Below are 14851 nucleotides of genomic sequence, written 5' to 3'. Positions count from 1 at the left end.
CCCGGCCCGCGCGGCCGGGCCAGGGGCGCCACCGTCGCCTCCCCCGCGGCGGAACCGCACCACGCACACCTCAGGAGCACTCATGTCCGTCCCCGTCGGGATCCCCGGCGTCGGCCCGGTCACGGACGACACCGGCCGGACGCTGCCCGCCGTGCGCGCGTTCAACCCGTTCGACACCGCGGGCCGTGAGCCCTCCGGCCCGCGCCGGTCGGATGACGCGCCGTCGGGCGGGCGGCGCCGTGTCCTCACCAGCCGCCGTGCGGTGCGGGCCGGGGCGGGCCTGGTGCTCCCCCTGCTCCTGCTGGCGCTGTGGCAGTGGACCACCACCAGCGGCCGGGTGGCCGCGCACCTGCTCCCGTCGCCTGAGTCGGTCTGGCTCGCCGCGATCGACCTGGCCGAGCGCGGGCTGCTCGGCCAGTACGTGGCGATCTCGACGCAGCGCGTGCTCATCGGCTTCATCGTCGGCTCGCTCCTCGGGCTCGCGGTGGGCGCGCTGGTCGGGCTGTCCCGGGTCAGCGACGTGCTGCTGGCCCCGACGCTTGGCGCGGTGCGCGCGATCCCGTCGCTCGCCTGGGTGCCGCTGCTGCTGCTGTGGGTCGGCATCAACGAGGACTCCAAGCTCATCCTCATCGCGATCGGCTCGTTCTTCCCCGTCTACACCACCGTCGCGGGCGCGCTGCGGCATGTGGACCCGCACCTCGTCGAAGCCGGCCGCGCGTACGGGCTCACCGGCGCGCGCCTGCTCGCCCGCGTCCAGCTCCCCGCCGTGGTGCCCACCGTCATCTCCGGGCTGCGCCTCGCCCTCGCGCAGTCGTGGCTGTTCCTGGTGGCCGCGGAGCTGCTGAACTCCTCGATGGGCCTCGGGTTCCTGCTGCTCGACTCCAGCCAGAACGGCCGCGTCGACCGGACGATCCTCGCGATCGTGCTGCTTGCCGTCATCGGCAAGCTCACCGACTCGCTGATCGGTGTCGCCGAGAAGTCGCTGCTGCGGAGGTGGGCGTGAGCACCGACGTGGGCAACCCGACGATCTCCGCGCTGCAGATCGAGGACCGCACGTTCCCGGCGCCCGCCGAGTTCGCCGCGCAGGCCAACATCGGCCCGGCCGAGCACGCCCGGCTCCTGGCGGCGGCCGCCGCCGACCCGATCGCCTTCTGGGAGGACGCCGCACGCCGGCTCCAGTGGGACACCCCCTGGCACACCGCGCACACCTGGTCCCCCGCGGTTCCCGTCCCCGGCGGCGAGCTCGACGAGCTGACCGTGCCGCAGGCGCAGTGGTTCGTGGGCGGGCGGCTCAACGCGGCCGTGAACTGCGTGGACCGACACGTCGACGCGGGGCGCGGCGACAAGGTCGCGCTGCACGTCGAGGGCGAGCGCGGCGACCGCCGCTCCATCACCTACGCCCAGCTCCAGCGCGAGGTCGCGCAGGCCGCGCACGCGCTCACCGCGCTCGGCGTCGGCAAGGGCGACCGGGTAGTCGTCTACCTTCCGGTGATCGCCGAGACGGTGGTCGTCACCCTGGCCATCGCCCGGATAGGCGCGGTGCACTCACTGGTCTTCGGCGGGTTCTCCGCGGAGGCCGTGCGGTTCCGGGTGCAGGACACCGGCGCCAAGGTGCTGGTCACCAGCGACGGGCAGTTCCGGCGCGGCCAGGCCGTCGAGGTGAAGTCCGCCGCCGATGCCGCGGTCGAGGGCATCGACCACGTCGAGCACGTGCTCGTGGTGCGGCGCACCGGCCAGGACGTCGCGTGGACGCCGGGCCGGGACGTATGGTGGCACGACGCCATCGCCGACGTGCCCGACGTGCACGAGGCCGAGTCCTTCGACTCCGAGACCCCGCTGTTCATCATCTACACCTCGGGCACCACCGGGAAGCCGAAGGGCCTGGTGCACACCACCGGCGGCTACCTCACGCACGCCGCCTGGGCGCACTGGGCCCACTTCGACGCCAAGCCCGACGACGTGCACTGGTGCACCGCCGACCTGGCCTGGGTCACCGCGCACACCTACGAGATCTACGGCCCGCTGGCCAACGGGCTCACGCAGGTCATCTACGAGGGCACGCCCGACACCCCGCACCGCGAGCGTCACCTCGAGGTCATCGAGCGCTACGGCGTCACGACGTACTACACGGCCCCCACGCTGCTGCGCACGCTGATGACGTGGTTCCCGGACGGCCTGCCGGGCACGTACGACCTGTCGAGCATCCGTCTGCTCGGCACCGTCGGCGAGGCCATCAACCCCGAGGCGTGGGTGTGGTTCCACGAGCAGGTCGGCGGTGGCCGCGCGCCGATCGTCGACACCTGGTGGCAGTCCGAGACGGGCGCGGCGATGATCGCGCCGCTGCCCGGCTCGACGACCCTCAAGCCGGGCTCGGCGACGCGCCCGCTGCCGGGGATCTCCGCGAAGGTGGTGGACGACCGGGGCGAGCCGGTGCCGTTCGGCTCGGGCGGCTACCTGGTCGTGGACCGCCCATGGCCCGGCATGGCCCGCACGGTCTGGGGCGACGAGCAGCGCTACCTCGACGCGTACTGGCGCCGTTTCGCAGGCCGGGGCGTCGACGGCCAGGGGTACTTCCTGGCGGGTGACGGCGCGTCGTGGGACGCGGATGGCGACATCTGGCTGCTCGGCCGCATCGACGACGTGGTCAACGTCTCCGGCCACCGGCTGTCCACCATCGAGATCGAGTCGGCGCTGGTGGCGCACGCGTCGGTGGGCGAGGCCGGGGTGGCCGGGGTGCGGGACGCGGTGACCGGCCAGGCCGTCGCGGCCTTCGTCATCCCGACGCAGGCTCCCGCGCGCCATGCGGACGGCACGCTGGACACGGCCGCCTGGCACGCCGCCACGGCCGCGCTGCGCGAGGACCTGCGCGCCCACGTCGGGCGGGCCATCGGGCCGGTGACCAAGCCCCGCGACGTGCTGCTCGTCCCCGACCTGCCCAAGACCCGATCGGGCAAGATCATGCGCCGCCTGCTGGCCCAGCTCCTCGACGAGGACCCGCTCGGCGACGTGACGTCGCTGCAGAACCCCTGGGCCGTGGACGACATCGCCGAGCTGCTCGCGAGCCGGCCCACCACACTTGAGTGAGATCGACCAAGGAGGCAAGTCAATGACCGACCGACGCTGGGGATTCCGCACGCGGGCCCTGCACGCAGGGGGGATCCCCGACGCCGCCACCGGCGCACGCGCCGTCCCCATCTACCAGACGACCTCATTCGTCTTCCAGGACACGGACGACGCCGCGAACCTGTTCGCGCTGCAGAAGTACGGGAACATCTACTCCCGCATCGGCAACCCCACGGTCGCGGCCCTGGAGGAGCGGATCGCGTCGCTCGAGGGCGGCATCGGCGCGGTGGCCACTGCCTCGGGCATGGCGGCGGAGTTCATCACGTTCGCCGCGCTCGTGGGCGCCGGCGACCACGTGGTCGCGTCCGCGCAGCTCTACGGCGGCACTGTCACCCAGCTCGACGTGACCCTGCGCCGGTTCGGCGTGGAGACCACCTTCGTCGCGGGCACCGACCCGGCGGACTACGCCGCGGCCATCCGGCCGGAGACCAAGGTCGTCTACACCGAGGTCGTCGCGAACCCGTCCGGGGAGGTCGCCGACCTCGAGGGCCTCGCCGAGGTGGCCCACGCCGCGGGCGTCCCGCTGGTGGTGGACGCCACGCTGTCGACGCCGTACCTCATCCGGCCCATCGAGCACGGCGCGGACATCGTCATCCACTCCGCCACCAAGTTCCTGGGCGGCCACGGCACCACGCTGGGCGGCGTCGTCGTCGAGTCGGGCCGGTTCAACTGGGGCAACGGCAAGTTCCCGCAGATGACCGAGCCCGTCCCGTCCTACGGCGGGGTGAGCTGGTGGGAGAACTTCGGCGAGTACGGGTTCCTCACCAAGCTGCGCAGCGAGCAGCTCCGCGACATCGGCCCGGCGCTGTCGGCGCAGTCGGCGTTCCAGCTGCTGCAGGGCGTGGAGACCCTCCCCCAGCGGCTCGACGCCCACCTGGCGAACGCGCGCGCTGTGGCCGAGTGGCTCGAGGCAGACGACCGTGTCGCCTCCGTCGCATGGGCCGGGCTGCCCAGCCACCCGCACTATGAGCGGGCCCTGCGGTACCTGCCCGCTGGGCCGGGCGCGGTGTTCGCGTTCCGTCTGGCGGCCACGTCCGATCGCACCGGGCGCGACGTGGGCCGCAGGTTCATCGAGTCGCTGCAGCTCGCCAGCCACCTCGCGAACGTGGGCGACTCTCGCACGTTGGTGATCCACCCGGCGTCCACCACCCACCAGCAGCTCAGCCCCGAGCAGCTGCTCACCGCGGGCGTCCCCGAGGACCTGGTGCGGATCAGCGTGGGACTGGAGGACGTCGAGGACATCCTCTGGGACCTGGACCAGGCCCTGGCGGCCGCGATCGAGCCGGTCGCCGAGCCCGCGCCCGTGTCCGCGTCTGAGTCCACGCCCGAGTCCGCATCCGGGGATGTCGTGGAGGTGGCCCGATGACCGCCGCCCGCACCTGGACCGGCCCCAGCGCCCCCGAGCGGCTCTCGCTGCTGCGCGCGACGCGCTCGGTGGCCATCGTCGGAGCCTCGAACAACCCGTCCCGCGCGAGCTACTTCGTGGCGACGTACCTGCTCTCGAGCTCGCCGTACGAGGTGTACTTCGTCAACCCCCGCGCCACCGAGATCCTCGGCCGGCCGGTGTACCCGTCGCTCGCGGCACTGCCCGTCGTCCCGGACCTGGTGGACGTGTTCCGCCGCCACGACGACCTGCCCACGGTCCTCGAGGAGACTGTCGCGGTGGGCGCCAAGGCGCTGTGGCTGCAGCTCGGGTCCTGGCATGAGGAGGTCGCCCGCGACGGCGAGGAGGCCGGGCTGCGGGTCGTGATGGACCGCTGCCTGAAGATCGAGCACGCGCGGTTCCACGGCGGGCTGCACCTGGCCGGATTCGACACCGGTGTGATCAGCTCACGGCGCTCGCTCGGCTGAGCCCGGCGCGATCTACGCGCTCGGCGGGTCGCCGGGGACCCAGACGGCCCGCCGCAGCGCGACGCGCTCGCCATCGGCGGTGAGCGGCGTCCCCTCGTGCGCGTACCGGGGCAGGGCGCGCCCCGGCGAGTGCGGGCGGCCGCTCGCGTTGACCACCCGCCACCACGGCACGTCCCCACCGGCGCGGGCCAGCACCGTGCCGACTTGGCGGGGGCCGCCGCGCGGCGTGCCACCCTCCGAGACGAAGAGCTCGGACACGGCCTCAGCCACCGTGCCGTATGTCATGACCCTGCCCGGGGGGATGAGCTCGACCAGGTCGAGCACCGCCTCGGTGTACTCCTCGTCCATGCGGACCTCCCTCGCGGGCCGGGTCGGGGCAGTAGGAATGCCGCCGCCGATGCGTCGAGCAGGCTAGCTCGGGTCGCGGTGCACCAGCACGAGGGCCCGGTCGTCGCCCTCGCCGGTGCGCACCCCGTCGAGCACCGCCTCGGCTCCGCCGCGCCTCGTCGCGACGAGCCGCTCGGCGGCCCCCATCAGCCGGTCGATCCCCATCGACACGTCATGCCCTGGCGCCTCGATGAGGCCGTCGGTGTACAGCATGAGCGAGTCACCGGGCGCCAGCCTCCCGGCCACGGGCTCGCAACGGAGCTGACGCACGATGCCGAGCGCCGGCGCACCGATGCTGTTGACGATCTCGAGCCGGCCCGAGCCCGCATGGAGCTGGACGGCTGGCGGGTGCCCGGCGGAGGCGACCCAGAACTCGCCGGTGCGCAGGTCGACGGTGAGGTGGATCGCCGTGGCGAACCCCTCGTCCCAGTCCTGCGCCAGCAGGTAGTCGTTGGCGGCGGGCAGGAACTCCTCGGGCGGCATGGCGCCCAGCAGGCCGCCGAAGGCCCCGGACAGCAGCAGCGACCGCACCCCCGCGGCCTGGCCCTTGCCGGACACGTCCACCACAGCGATCTCGAGCAGCGTCTCGTCTTTGGCGGTGCTGGCCACGATGAAGTCGCCGGAGAACGCCTCGGCGTTGGCGGCCCGCAGCGCGCTGTCCACCCGCCAGGAGTGCGGCAGCCGTGGGATGCGCCCATGCGCGGCGAGCCGGTCGCGCAGGTCGACGAGCATCAACCCGCCCGGCGCGCCCTGCAGGCCCAGGCGCTCACGCTGGAAGGCGAAGGCCAGCAGCGCCACCACGGAGATGCCCTGCACGAGCATCTCGCCGGGGCTGAACGACCCGTTCCGGCCGATCGCCATGGCCAGGGTCTCGACGACGATCACGGCGCACAGCACCACCATGCCGCGCAGCCGCAGCAGGAACGCCCCGAGGAGCTGCACCAAGATGAGCACCGACACCGGCGCCCAGTCCCACGGCGCGACGATCGCGGCAGACGCCACCACCGTCAGCAGCACGAGCCCCCACGTCAGCGCCTTCTGCGACATCGGCAGGCCGCGGCGGAGCCACCCGGCGGGCGACGGCACGCGCGCGCGCAACTCCTCGACCCAGCGACTGCCCACCCGGGGAGAATAGTCGCCCTGCCTACGCCGACGTTGCGCTGACCAGGGAAAACTGGTGGCTCGCCGACGTGAGGCGCGACACTATGGCGTCATGACCCCTGTGCTTCCCGACGGCTACCGCCTGATCCGTGTCCCCCTGAGCCGCAGCGAGGAGTTCCGCGAGGTCGACCATCTCGCGTTCGGCTACGAGCCCGATCCGGAGACCGTCGCGCAGGTGCCCGACTACTTGGAGTGGGACCGCACCTCTGCCGTCGAGGCGCCCGACGGCAGCCTGGCGGCCGTCCACGCGTCCTACGACTTCACGCTGCCGGTGCCCGGCGCCGAGCCCGTCGAGTGCGCGGGCCTGACGTGGGTCGGCACCCGCCCGGACCAGCGGCGCCAGGGCCTGCTCTCGGCGATGATCGCGGACCACTTCGCGCACTGCCAGGAGCGCGGCGAGCCCGTGTCGGCGCTGTACGCGGCGGAGTCCGCCATCTACGGGCGCTTCGGCTACGGCTCCGCGGCCGACGACCTTCGAGTGACGATCCCGCGCGGTATCGCGCTGCGTGACGTGCCCGGCTCGTCCGACCTGGCGCTCCGCTTCGCGAAGCTCGACGCCGCGGCGCATGGCGGGCTCGTCGAGCAGGTCCATGCCGCGGCCGGCGTGGGGCGACCGGGCTGGATCGGCCGGAGCACCGACGCGCTGCGGGCCAGCGCGCTGGCCGACCCGCCGGCTTGGCGGCAGGGCGGTGAGCCGCTGAGGATCGCGAGCGTGCACGGCCCCGACGGGGAGCCCCGCGCGTATGCGCTGCTGCGCCGCAAGGAGGAATGGGTCGACAACGTCGCCAAGACGAAGGTGCTGGTGCGGGAGTCGGCGGCCGTCGACGCGGCCGCGGCGCATCGGCTGTGGTCGTTCCTCCTCGACATGGACCTCACCGCGTCGGTGCAGAGCGGCCCACTTCCCGTCGACGACCGCATCAGGGAGATCCTCGTCGACCCGCGCCTCGCCACCGCGAAGATCACCGACAACGTGTGGGTGCGGCTGGTCGACGTCCCCGCCGCGCTCACCGCGCGCCGCTACTCCGGGCCGCTCGACGTGGTGCTGGAGGTCACCGACGCGCGGCTGCCCGCGAACGCCGGGCGTTGGCGGCTGGCCACCGGCCCCGTCGGGGCGGACGGCGCGTATGACGTGCAGGTGACGCGCACCGAGGACGACGCCGATGTGGCGCTGGACGTCCGGGAGCTCGGCGCGGCCTACCTCGGCGGGCGCTCGCTGGCGGCGGCCGGCCATGCCGGGCTCGTCGAGGAGCGCCGGGCGGGGAGCCTGCACGCGACCAGCACCGCGTTCGCATGGCCGCTGGCGCCGGTGTGCTCCTGGATGTTCTAGCCGCAGCGTTCTAGCCACAGCGTTCTAGCCGCAGCGCGCCACGGGGCGCCCCGGGTGGTCGACCGACCCCTGGGGCGCCCCGTGGCGTGTCCGGACCTGGGACGCGTCAGCCGCGGCTGTGCGCCTCCACGTAGGCGGAGATCATCTCGATGCGCCGCGAGTGGCGGACGTCGCCGCTGAACGGCTCGGCGATGAAGGCGTCGACGATGGCCAGCGCCTCGTCGATGGTGTGCTGCCGCGCGCCGAGGGCCACCACGTTCGCGTCGTTGTGCGCGCGGGCCAGCTGGGCGATCTCCGGCTTCCACGCGAGCGCGGCACGGATGCCCGGCACCTTGTTGGCGGCGATCTGCTCGCCGTTGCCCGACCCGCCCAGCACGATGCCCAGGCTCTCCGGCTCGGCGGCGACGGCCTCGCCCGCCGCGAAGCAGAACGGCGGGTAGGCGTCCAGCGCGTCGTACTCGAAGGCGCCGTGGTCCACGACGTCGTGTCCTGCGGACTGGAGGTGGTCGACGAGGGCGGCCTTGAGCTCGTAGCCGGCGTGGTCTGTGGCAACGTGAATGCGCATATGAACATCCTGCCTCAGTTCGAGGTGTTCTAGCCTGCACCTATGACCCACAGCGGAATCGACCTCACCGCCCTCGACCCTGCGGCCCGGCCGCAGGACGACCTCTTCGGACACGTCAACGGGCGGTGGCTCGCCTCACACCAGATCCCCGCCGACCGGGCCTCGGACGGCGCGTTCCGCGCGTTGCACGACAGCGCCGAGGAGCAGGTGCGGGACATCATCACCGATGCCGCGCAGCAGGCCGCCGACGGGGCGCAGGCGCCCGAGGACATCCAGGCCAAGATCGGCGCGCTGTACGCCAGCTTCATGGACGAGGACGCGGTGGAGGCCGCCGGCACGCAGCCGCTGCGCCCCGACCTCGAGCTCATCGAGCAGGCCGGCGACCAGGCCGCGCTCACCGAGGCGCTCGGCGTGCTGCAGCGCACCGGCGCCGCGGGCGCCGTCGGGTTCTGGGTCGACAACGACGCCAAGGACCCGACGCGCTACATCGTGTACCTCGCCCAGTCCGGCCTGGGGCTGCCCGACGAGTCGTACTACCGCGACGCGCAGTACGCGACGGTGCTGGCCGCCTACCGCCCGCATGTGGCGCGCATGCTGCTGCTCGGCGGCGTCGCGGCAGACCAGGACCAGGCGGACGAGCTCGCCGGGCGTGTGGTGTCCCTCGAGGCGCGGCTCGCGCAGGGGCACTGGGACGTGGTCAAGGACCGTGACGCGGAGCTGACGTACAACCCGATGACGCTCGCCCAGCTCGCCGAGCAGGCGCCCGGCTTCGACTGGGCCGCGTGGGCCCGGGCGCTCGGCGCCCCCGAGGGCTCCCTTGACGACCTGGTCATGCAGGAGCCGTCGTACGCGCAGGCCTTCGCGACGCTCTGGTCGGAGCTGCCGATCGAGGACTGGAAGGCGTGGATGGCTTACCACGCGGTCAGCTCGCGGGCGCCGTACCTCACGCGCGAGATCGTGCAGGCGAACTTCGACTTCTACGGCCGCACCCTCACCGGCGCCCAGGAGCTCCGGGACCGGTGGAAGCGCGGGGTCAGTCTGGTGCAGGGCGTGCTCGGCGAGGCCGTCGGCGAGGTGTACGTCGAGCGGCACTTCCCGCCGTCGCACAAGGAGCGGATGAACGAGCTCGTCGCGAACCTCGTCGAGGCGTACCGCGAGTCCATCAGCGCGCTCGACTGGATGAGCGAGGAGACGCGCGCCAAGGCGCTGGCCAAGCTCGACTCCTTCACCCCGAAGATCGGCTACCCGGTGAAGTGGCGCGACTACTCGGCGCTGGAGGTGCGGCCCGACGACCTGGTCGGCAACGTGCGCCGCGCGTCGGCGTTCGAGCAGGACCGCGAGCTGAACAAGATCGGCAAGCCGATCGACCGCGACGAGTGGTTCATGACCCCGCAGACGGTCAACGCCTACTACAACCCCGGGATGAACGAGATCGTCTTCCCCGCGGCGATCCTGCAGCCCCCGTTCTTCGACGCGGAGGCGGACGACGCCGTCAACTACGGCGGCATCGGCGCCGTGATCGGCCACGAGATCGGCCACGGCTTCGACGACCAGGGCTCGAAGTACGACGGCGACGGCCGGCTCGAGGACTGGTGGACCGAGGAGGACCGCGCGGAGTTCGACAAGCGCACCAAGGCGTTGGTCGACCAGTACTCGGCGTACTCCCCCAGGCAGCTCGACGGGTCGCACCACGTGAACGGCGAGCTGACCATCGGCGAGAACATCGGCGACCTGGGCGGCCTGTCGATCGCGCTGAAGGCCTACCGCATCGCGCTGGGCCGCCCGCTCGACGAGGCGCCCGTGATCGACGGGCTCACGGGCGTGCAGCGGGTCATGCTCAGCTTCGCGCAGACCTGGCAGGGCAAGTACCGCGACGAGGAGCTCATCCGCCGCCTCGCGACGGACCCGCACTCCCCCGACGAGTTCCGCACCAACGGCGTGGTGCGCAACGTGGACGAGTTCTACGAGGCGTTCGACGTCCAGCCCGAGGACGCGCTGTACCTGGCGCCCGAGGAGCGCGTGCGGATCTGGTGACCACGCGCACGAGATGAGAAGAGGGCCCCGCCGCGCGGCTGGGGCCCTCTTCTCATCTCGTGCCGCCTGCGGTCAGGGGACCTTGACGAAGGCCGACCGGGCCAGGCGGAAGCCCTCGCCGGACGCGCCGACGCACGTCACACCGTCGGTGGCGCTCGTGCACGTGTACGCGCCGACCGTCTCCACGCTGCCGTACTCCAACTCGGCGCCGGCGTTCGCCGCGGACCTGTCGGGCGACTCGGCGCACGGCTCGCTGACCCCGGTCGCGTCCACCACGAAGACCTGCTCCTGCGCGTCAGAGCACTCCGCCGTCGGGGCGAAGCCCGCGCTGGCGATCGAGCAGGTCACGCCGTCGACAGTCATGTCGCAGGCGATGTTGCCGCTGGGCAGCGTGAACGACACCGGCTCCGCCTCGACGGCGTCCGCGTTGGGCTCCGGCGCCACCTGGCCCACGGAGGTCGCCGACTCGTTGGCCTGCGGCTTCTCGTCATCGGAGCCCCCGAGGCCGACCACCAGCAAGACGAGGAACGTCGCCACGAGGATCACGTCGATGCCGAGGAAGACCTTCATCCCCGTGCTCAACCTCATGCCGGTGTCGGCCATCCGATGCACACCCCTCAACTCCTGCGGCGCCATTCGGCGCCTGCGCGGCGAACAGCATCACACAGCGGCGGGGGCGCGACCAGCCGTTCCGCGCGCCTCTGGGCCGCCGGGCGTCAGTCGAAGCGTGGGCCCTCGGTGCGGCTGCGCTTGAGCTCGTAGAACCCGGGCACGCTTGTGATCAGCGCGAACCCGTCGAACAGCCGCCCGGCGTCCTCGCCGCGCGGGATGGGCGTCAGGACGGGGCCGAAGAACGCCGTGCCGTTGAACGCCACCACCGGGGTGCCGACCTCGTCGCCGACCAGGGCGATGGCCCGCGAGTGGGACGCACGCAGCTGGGCGTCCCACTCGTCAGAGTGGGCGGCGTCGGCGAGCTCCGGCGGGAGCCCGGCCTCGGCCAGCGACTCCGCGATGATCGCGGCGGTGTCAGTGCGTCCGCCGGGGTGCCGACGTGTGCCCATCGCGTCGTACAGCGCCTTGATGTGCTTCTCGCCGTGCAGGTGGGCGGCGGCTGTGATGACCCGCACCGGGCCCCAGGCGCCGTCCAGCATCCGCCGGTACTCCTCGGGCAGGTCACGGCCCTCGTTGAGCACCGCGAGGCTCATCACGTGCCAGTGGACGTCCACGTCCCGGACCTTCTCGACCTCCTCGACCCAGCGGGAGGTCATCCACGCCCACGGGCACGCCGGGTCGAACCACATGTCGATACGCCCGCGGCTCTGTCCCGGGGCGGTGCGGGAAGAGTCGGTCGGGATGGCCGATGGTGGCGTCTGCGGCAGCTCAGGCACAGGTGTCTCCTCGTCGTCGTGGGTCACTGGCCCCAACCTTTGCCGACCGGCGCGCATTCCGCTGGGCCCTGATCGGCCTCAACTGCCCTCCACCGGCAGCCAGAGCTCGACGGTGGCGGTGCTGAAGTCGTCGGCGCGGTCGATCACCGCGACCACCTCGGGACCGGGGCGCAGCCGCCACGGGTTCGACGGGAACCACTCGGTCGCGGTCGCGGCCCACACGTCCTGCAGCGCATCCGGGTAGGGGCCCGCCGCGCGGAAGACTGCCCACGAGCCAGCCGCCACGGGGATGACATCAAGGTCGTCGGGAACCTGTGCCCCGTCCCTGACCGCCACGCCGTGCAGGTACGTCAGCTCCGTGCCCTCCCGGCGGTCCGGGTCGATGTCGGCGCTCACGGCGAGCAGCCCGTGCGGCTCGGCGTCGCCCACGGCCTTCAGCCGCACATGCTCCTGCGGGGCCAGAGACGCGACGTGCTGCTGGATGGCGGGGTTCGCGCCGCGGTGCACGAGCGGGACGCGTGTGGCGTGCCCTACGAGACGGAAGGCGGGGCGGGAGACGATGCGGACGTCCATCGGACATGCTCCTTCGACGGTGAGGCGGAACCTGAGGCATGGCTGGGCGCGGAAGGGGCCACCGTCACGCCGGGCCCGGCCTGGGCTGAGGCCGTGCACGGACTCGAACGCCCGGCCGAAAGCCTCTGCCGAGCCGTAGCCGTAACGCACGGCGATGCCCAGCAGGTCTCCAGACCCGGTGACGACCTCGGCCGCGGCAACAGTCATCCGCCTGCGGCGCACGTACTCCGACAGCGGCATCCCGGCCAGTGCGGAGAACATGCGACGCAGATGGTGCTCGGTCGTGCCGAGCTTGGCGGCGAGACGCACGACGTCGAGGTCCTCGGTGAGGCTCTCCTCCACGAGGTCCACGAGCCGGTTGAGCCAGGCGATCACGGTGCTCCCTTCCGCTGACGACTCTGGCGTCCCACACGCGGCAGAACCCGATCATCGCGGTCCGTTGCGATCAGGGCGACGTCCGCGGGCTACGACGACCACCTGGTCGAGGTGGAGGCCATCGCGATCCGTCCGCGGCCCATCACGACCTGACCTCGACAGGGGTGGCGGCGACGGCCGTTTGGGGCCGGGTGACCGGTGCAGAGTCGCCAACCCCTCACTTCCCCAGGTAGTCGGTCGATCGCAGGGGCATGGTCCTCCTCCCCGCTGTACGGCCCGTGGAGAGGCCAGTCGGAGCCTCGCGTCGAGCCACACGCCTCAGGAGGACAGCCGACCGCCCCCCTGGCCAGTGGTCCCGGAAGCGGGTGAGCCGCCTGGTGCGGCGTGCGCTGCTCGGATCGGCCGCGGCCCTCGTCCTGACCCTCGTGTGGGTGGGCGTCCGGGGCGCCCTGGCGGTCAGTGCCGTCATGGACGCCGCGCCGGCGATCGCAGACGTGGCCACCACCCTCTCCGACGGACCCACACCCCAGGTGCTGGAGAGCGTCGATGACGTGCGCGCGGCCGTCGACCGAGCGCGCGCGCACGTGGGCGACCCGGTGTGGACCGCCGCGCAGCACCTGCCCGTCATCGGCGAACGCCTGGAGTCGATCCGAGCGGCCGTCACGGCGGCCGACATCTTGTCCGACGACGCGCTCGGGCCGGTCGTCGCCCTGTCTCAGTTCGTGTCCTTCGGACCGTTCGACGAGGACGGCGAGGGCTTCACCAGCCTGGTCGAGGCTGGAGAGCTCGACGACGACCTGACACACATCGCCGACGCCGTCCTGCGCGCGCATGCGGAGCTGGACGGGATCAGCACAGACTTGTTCGTCCCGATCGCCTCCGACCCGTTCGCCGAGGCGGTCGCCCACATGGAGGACGCCGCCGATGTCGCGTCCGTCCTGAGCCCAGCCGTGCAGGCGATGCTCGTCCTCAACGGATACGGCCGGGACACGGCGACCCTCGTGGTGTTCCTCGACGACAGGTCGGCACGCCCGCTCGGCGGGACTGTCGAGCGGATCATGGAGGTCCACGCCACGAACGGCCGGGTCACCAGCGTCGAGGCGGTCGACGCCACGGCCGTCATGGCCGCGGCGAACGCGTCCGAGGCGATGACGACAGCCGCGGCAGGAGCTCAGGCGCCGCTGCTCACCGATCGCCCATCGGACGTCGCACAGCTCGCGACGACTGCCGACGCGGCCGCGGCGCTGCGCGCCGGCGTCGCGGCCGCACTCGGGCGGGACGCCGGGGCGGTGGTCTTCCTGACGAGCACCGGTGTCGACGCGCTGGCACAAGCCCAGCCGCAGGCCGTCGCCGAGGAGCCCGACGCCCCGGCAGCCCCCGGGCTGACGGCCGCACTGACCGCCGCGGCGCCCGAGGCTCGCGCCGAGCTGATCGACGCCGCGGCGGCGTCCTCCGTGGTGGACGTCCTGGGCCTCACCGCGCGGGCGGACCTGCTGGCGCTCGCGGTGCGCGACGCCGTCGTCGGCGGTGGCCTGCGGCTCTGGTTCGCCGCCTCCGACGTGCAGGCGCCGCTGGCAGCGAGCAGAGGCGGGGGTGGGCTGCCCGCCACGACCTCGCAAGGCACACCGGTGACCGTCACGGCAGACTCGGGCGGCAGCCCGTCGACGCCCACCGTCGGGACAGTGAGCCAGGCGTCCGGGACGTGCGGCGCGCCGTGGTCGAAGCGCCCTGAGTCCGAGGTCCGGGTCGAGCTCGTGCCATCGGCCCCGGGCACGGACCCGGCGCCGGCCGTGGCGCCACGCATCCTCGTCGGGATGCCGCGGGACGCCCGCGTGAGCGGGATCACCGACGCGCGGGGCTCGACGCTGGCCTCGCGCGTGCTGGACCTCGATAGTCAGCGCGTGCTGCTGGTCGAGACTGCCCAGCCGGGCGCCGGGCCCGCGGGTGTCACAGAGCTCCGCGTCCGCGTGGCTGGGCGCGCCGGGCAGGCGCCCCGCCTCGATGTCGTCGTGCGCGGCGGTGCGCCGGCGCCGGACCAAGGGACGTTCAGCTGCTCCTGACGCGGTG

Annotated in this window: 13 protein-coding genes; 7 read left to right on the top strand and 6 right to left on the bottom strand. The window is 72.9% G+C overall.

Translation table 11 applies throughout. The features are described from left to right. Nucleotides 1-82: 82 nt before the first annotated feature. From BN3788_RS00785 to BN3788_RS00770, 4 genes are read left to right on the top strand one after another with little or no spacing between them, the layout of a single operon-like run. Nucleotides 83-1003 carry an ABC transporter permease gene (locus tag BN3788_RS00785; protein WP_082812463.1) on the top strand — a complete coding sequence of 307 codons (921 nt, stop codon included), beginning with the start codon at nucleotides 83-85 and terminating at the stop codon, nucleotides 1001-1003. After that, a complete protein-coding gene (gene acs, locus BN3788_RS00780; RefSeq protein ID WP_234346409.1) occupies nucleotides 1000-3084 on the top strand; it encodes an acetate--CoA ligase in 2085 nt (694 codons plus the stop codon). Before BN3788_RS00785 ends, acs begins: the two co-directional genes overlap by 4 nt. A 22-nt stretch (nucleotides 3085-3106) precedes the next feature. After that, a complete protein-coding gene (locus BN3788_RS00775; RefSeq protein ID WP_066581854.1) occupies nucleotides 3107-4489 on the top strand; it encodes an O-acetylhomoserine aminocarboxypropyltransferase/cysteine synthase family protein in 1383 nt (460 codons plus the stop codon). Beyond that, entirely contained in the window at nucleotides 4486-4974 is a 489-nt protein-coding gene (locus BN3788_RS00770; RefSeq protein WP_066581851.1) for a CoA-binding protein, read from the top strand. The genes BN3788_RS00775 and BN3788_RS00770 overlap by 4 nt, the downstream gene beginning before the upstream one ends. Before the next feature lie 12 nt (nucleotides 4975-4986). Here the strand turns inward: BN3788_RS00770 and BN3788_RS00765 are convergent, their stop codons facing one another. After that, entirely contained in the window at nucleotides 4987-5322 is a 336-nt protein-coding gene (locus BN3788_RS00765) for an MGMT family protein (protein ID WP_066581849.1), read from the bottom strand. 63 nt (nucleotides 5323-5385) lie between these two features. Next, nucleotides 5386-6483, bottom strand: coding sequence for a PP2C family protein-serine/threonine phosphatase (locus BN3788_RS00760; protein WP_066581848.1), 1098 nt, complete (start codon nucleotides 6481-6483; stop codon nucleotides 5386-5388). A 91-nt stretch (nucleotides 6484-6574) separates the two neighbouring features. On the opposite strand from BN3788_RS00760, the gene BN3788_RS00755 reads away from it, so the two are divergent. Further along, on the top strand, nucleotides 6575-7849 hold the full coding sequence (locus BN3788_RS00755; protein ID WP_066581846.1) for a GNAT family N-acetyltransferase: 1275 nt from the start codon (nucleotides 6575-6577) through the stop codon (nucleotides 7847-7849). A gap of 106 nt (nucleotides 7850-7955) precedes the next feature. Here the strand turns inward: BN3788_RS00755 and BN3788_RS00750 are convergent, their stop codons facing one another. Further along, nucleotides 7956-8414 (bottom strand): ribose-5-phosphate isomerase, encoded by a 459-nt coding sequence (locus BN3788_RS00750; protein WP_066581844.1) that lies wholly within the window; start codon nucleotides 8412-8414, stop codon nucleotides 7956-7958. Between the two features lie 42 nt (nucleotides 8415-8456). Here BN3788_RS00750 and BN3788_RS00745 point away from each other — a divergent pair, with 42 nt between their 5' ends. Continuing rightward, nucleotides 8457-10448: a M13 family metallopeptidase gene (locus BN3788_RS00745; protein ID WP_066581842.1), complete on the top strand. Its 1992-nt coding sequence runs from the start codon at nucleotides 8457-8459 to the stop codon at nucleotides 10446-10448. 72 nt (nucleotides 10449-10520) lie between these two features. On the opposite strand, the gene BN3788_RS00740 is transcribed toward BN3788_RS00745, so the two are convergent. The 3 genes from BN3788_RS00740 to BN3788_RS00730 all read right to left on the bottom strand — a co-directional run bounded on the left by BN3788_RS00740 (nucleotide 10521) and on the right by BN3788_RS00730 (nucleotide 12784). Continuing rightward, complete coding sequence (locus BN3788_RS00740; protein ID WP_066581837.1) at nucleotides 10521-11051, bottom strand: hypothetical protein; 531 nt, start codon at nucleotides 11049-11051, stop codon at nucleotides 10521-10523. Between the two features lie 113 nt (nucleotides 11052-11164). Beyond that, complete coding sequence (locus BN3788_RS00735; protein WP_452094362.1) at nucleotides 11165-11836, bottom strand: mycothiol-dependent nitroreductase Rv2466c family protein; 672 nt, start codon at nucleotides 11834-11836, stop codon at nucleotides 11165-11167. 78 nt (nucleotides 11837-11914) lie between these two features. Next, on the bottom strand, nucleotides 11915-12784 hold the full coding sequence (locus tag BN3788_RS00730; protein WP_066581825.1) for an AraC family transcriptional regulator: 870 nt from the start codon (nucleotides 12782-12784) through the stop codon (nucleotides 11915-11917). A 365-nt stretch (nucleotides 12785-13149) separates the two neighbouring features. Here BN3788_RS00730 and BN3788_RS19165 point away from each other — a divergent pair, with 365 nt between their 5' ends. Next, nucleotides 13150-14844, top strand: a complete 1695-nt coding sequence (locus BN3788_RS19165; RefSeq protein WP_066581824.1) for a hypothetical protein — start codon at nucleotides 13150-13152, stop codon at nucleotides 14842-14844. Nucleotides 14845-14851 lie beyond the last annotated feature (7 nt).

It is taken from the genome of Cellulomonas timonensis (assembly GCF_900046455.1).
GTDB classification, from domain to species: Bacteria; Actinomycetota; Actinomycetes; order Actinomycetales; family Cellulomonadaceae; genus Cellulomonas_A; species Cellulomonas_A timonensis.
This window is presented reverse-complemented; position numbering and strand designations above follow the sequence as displayed.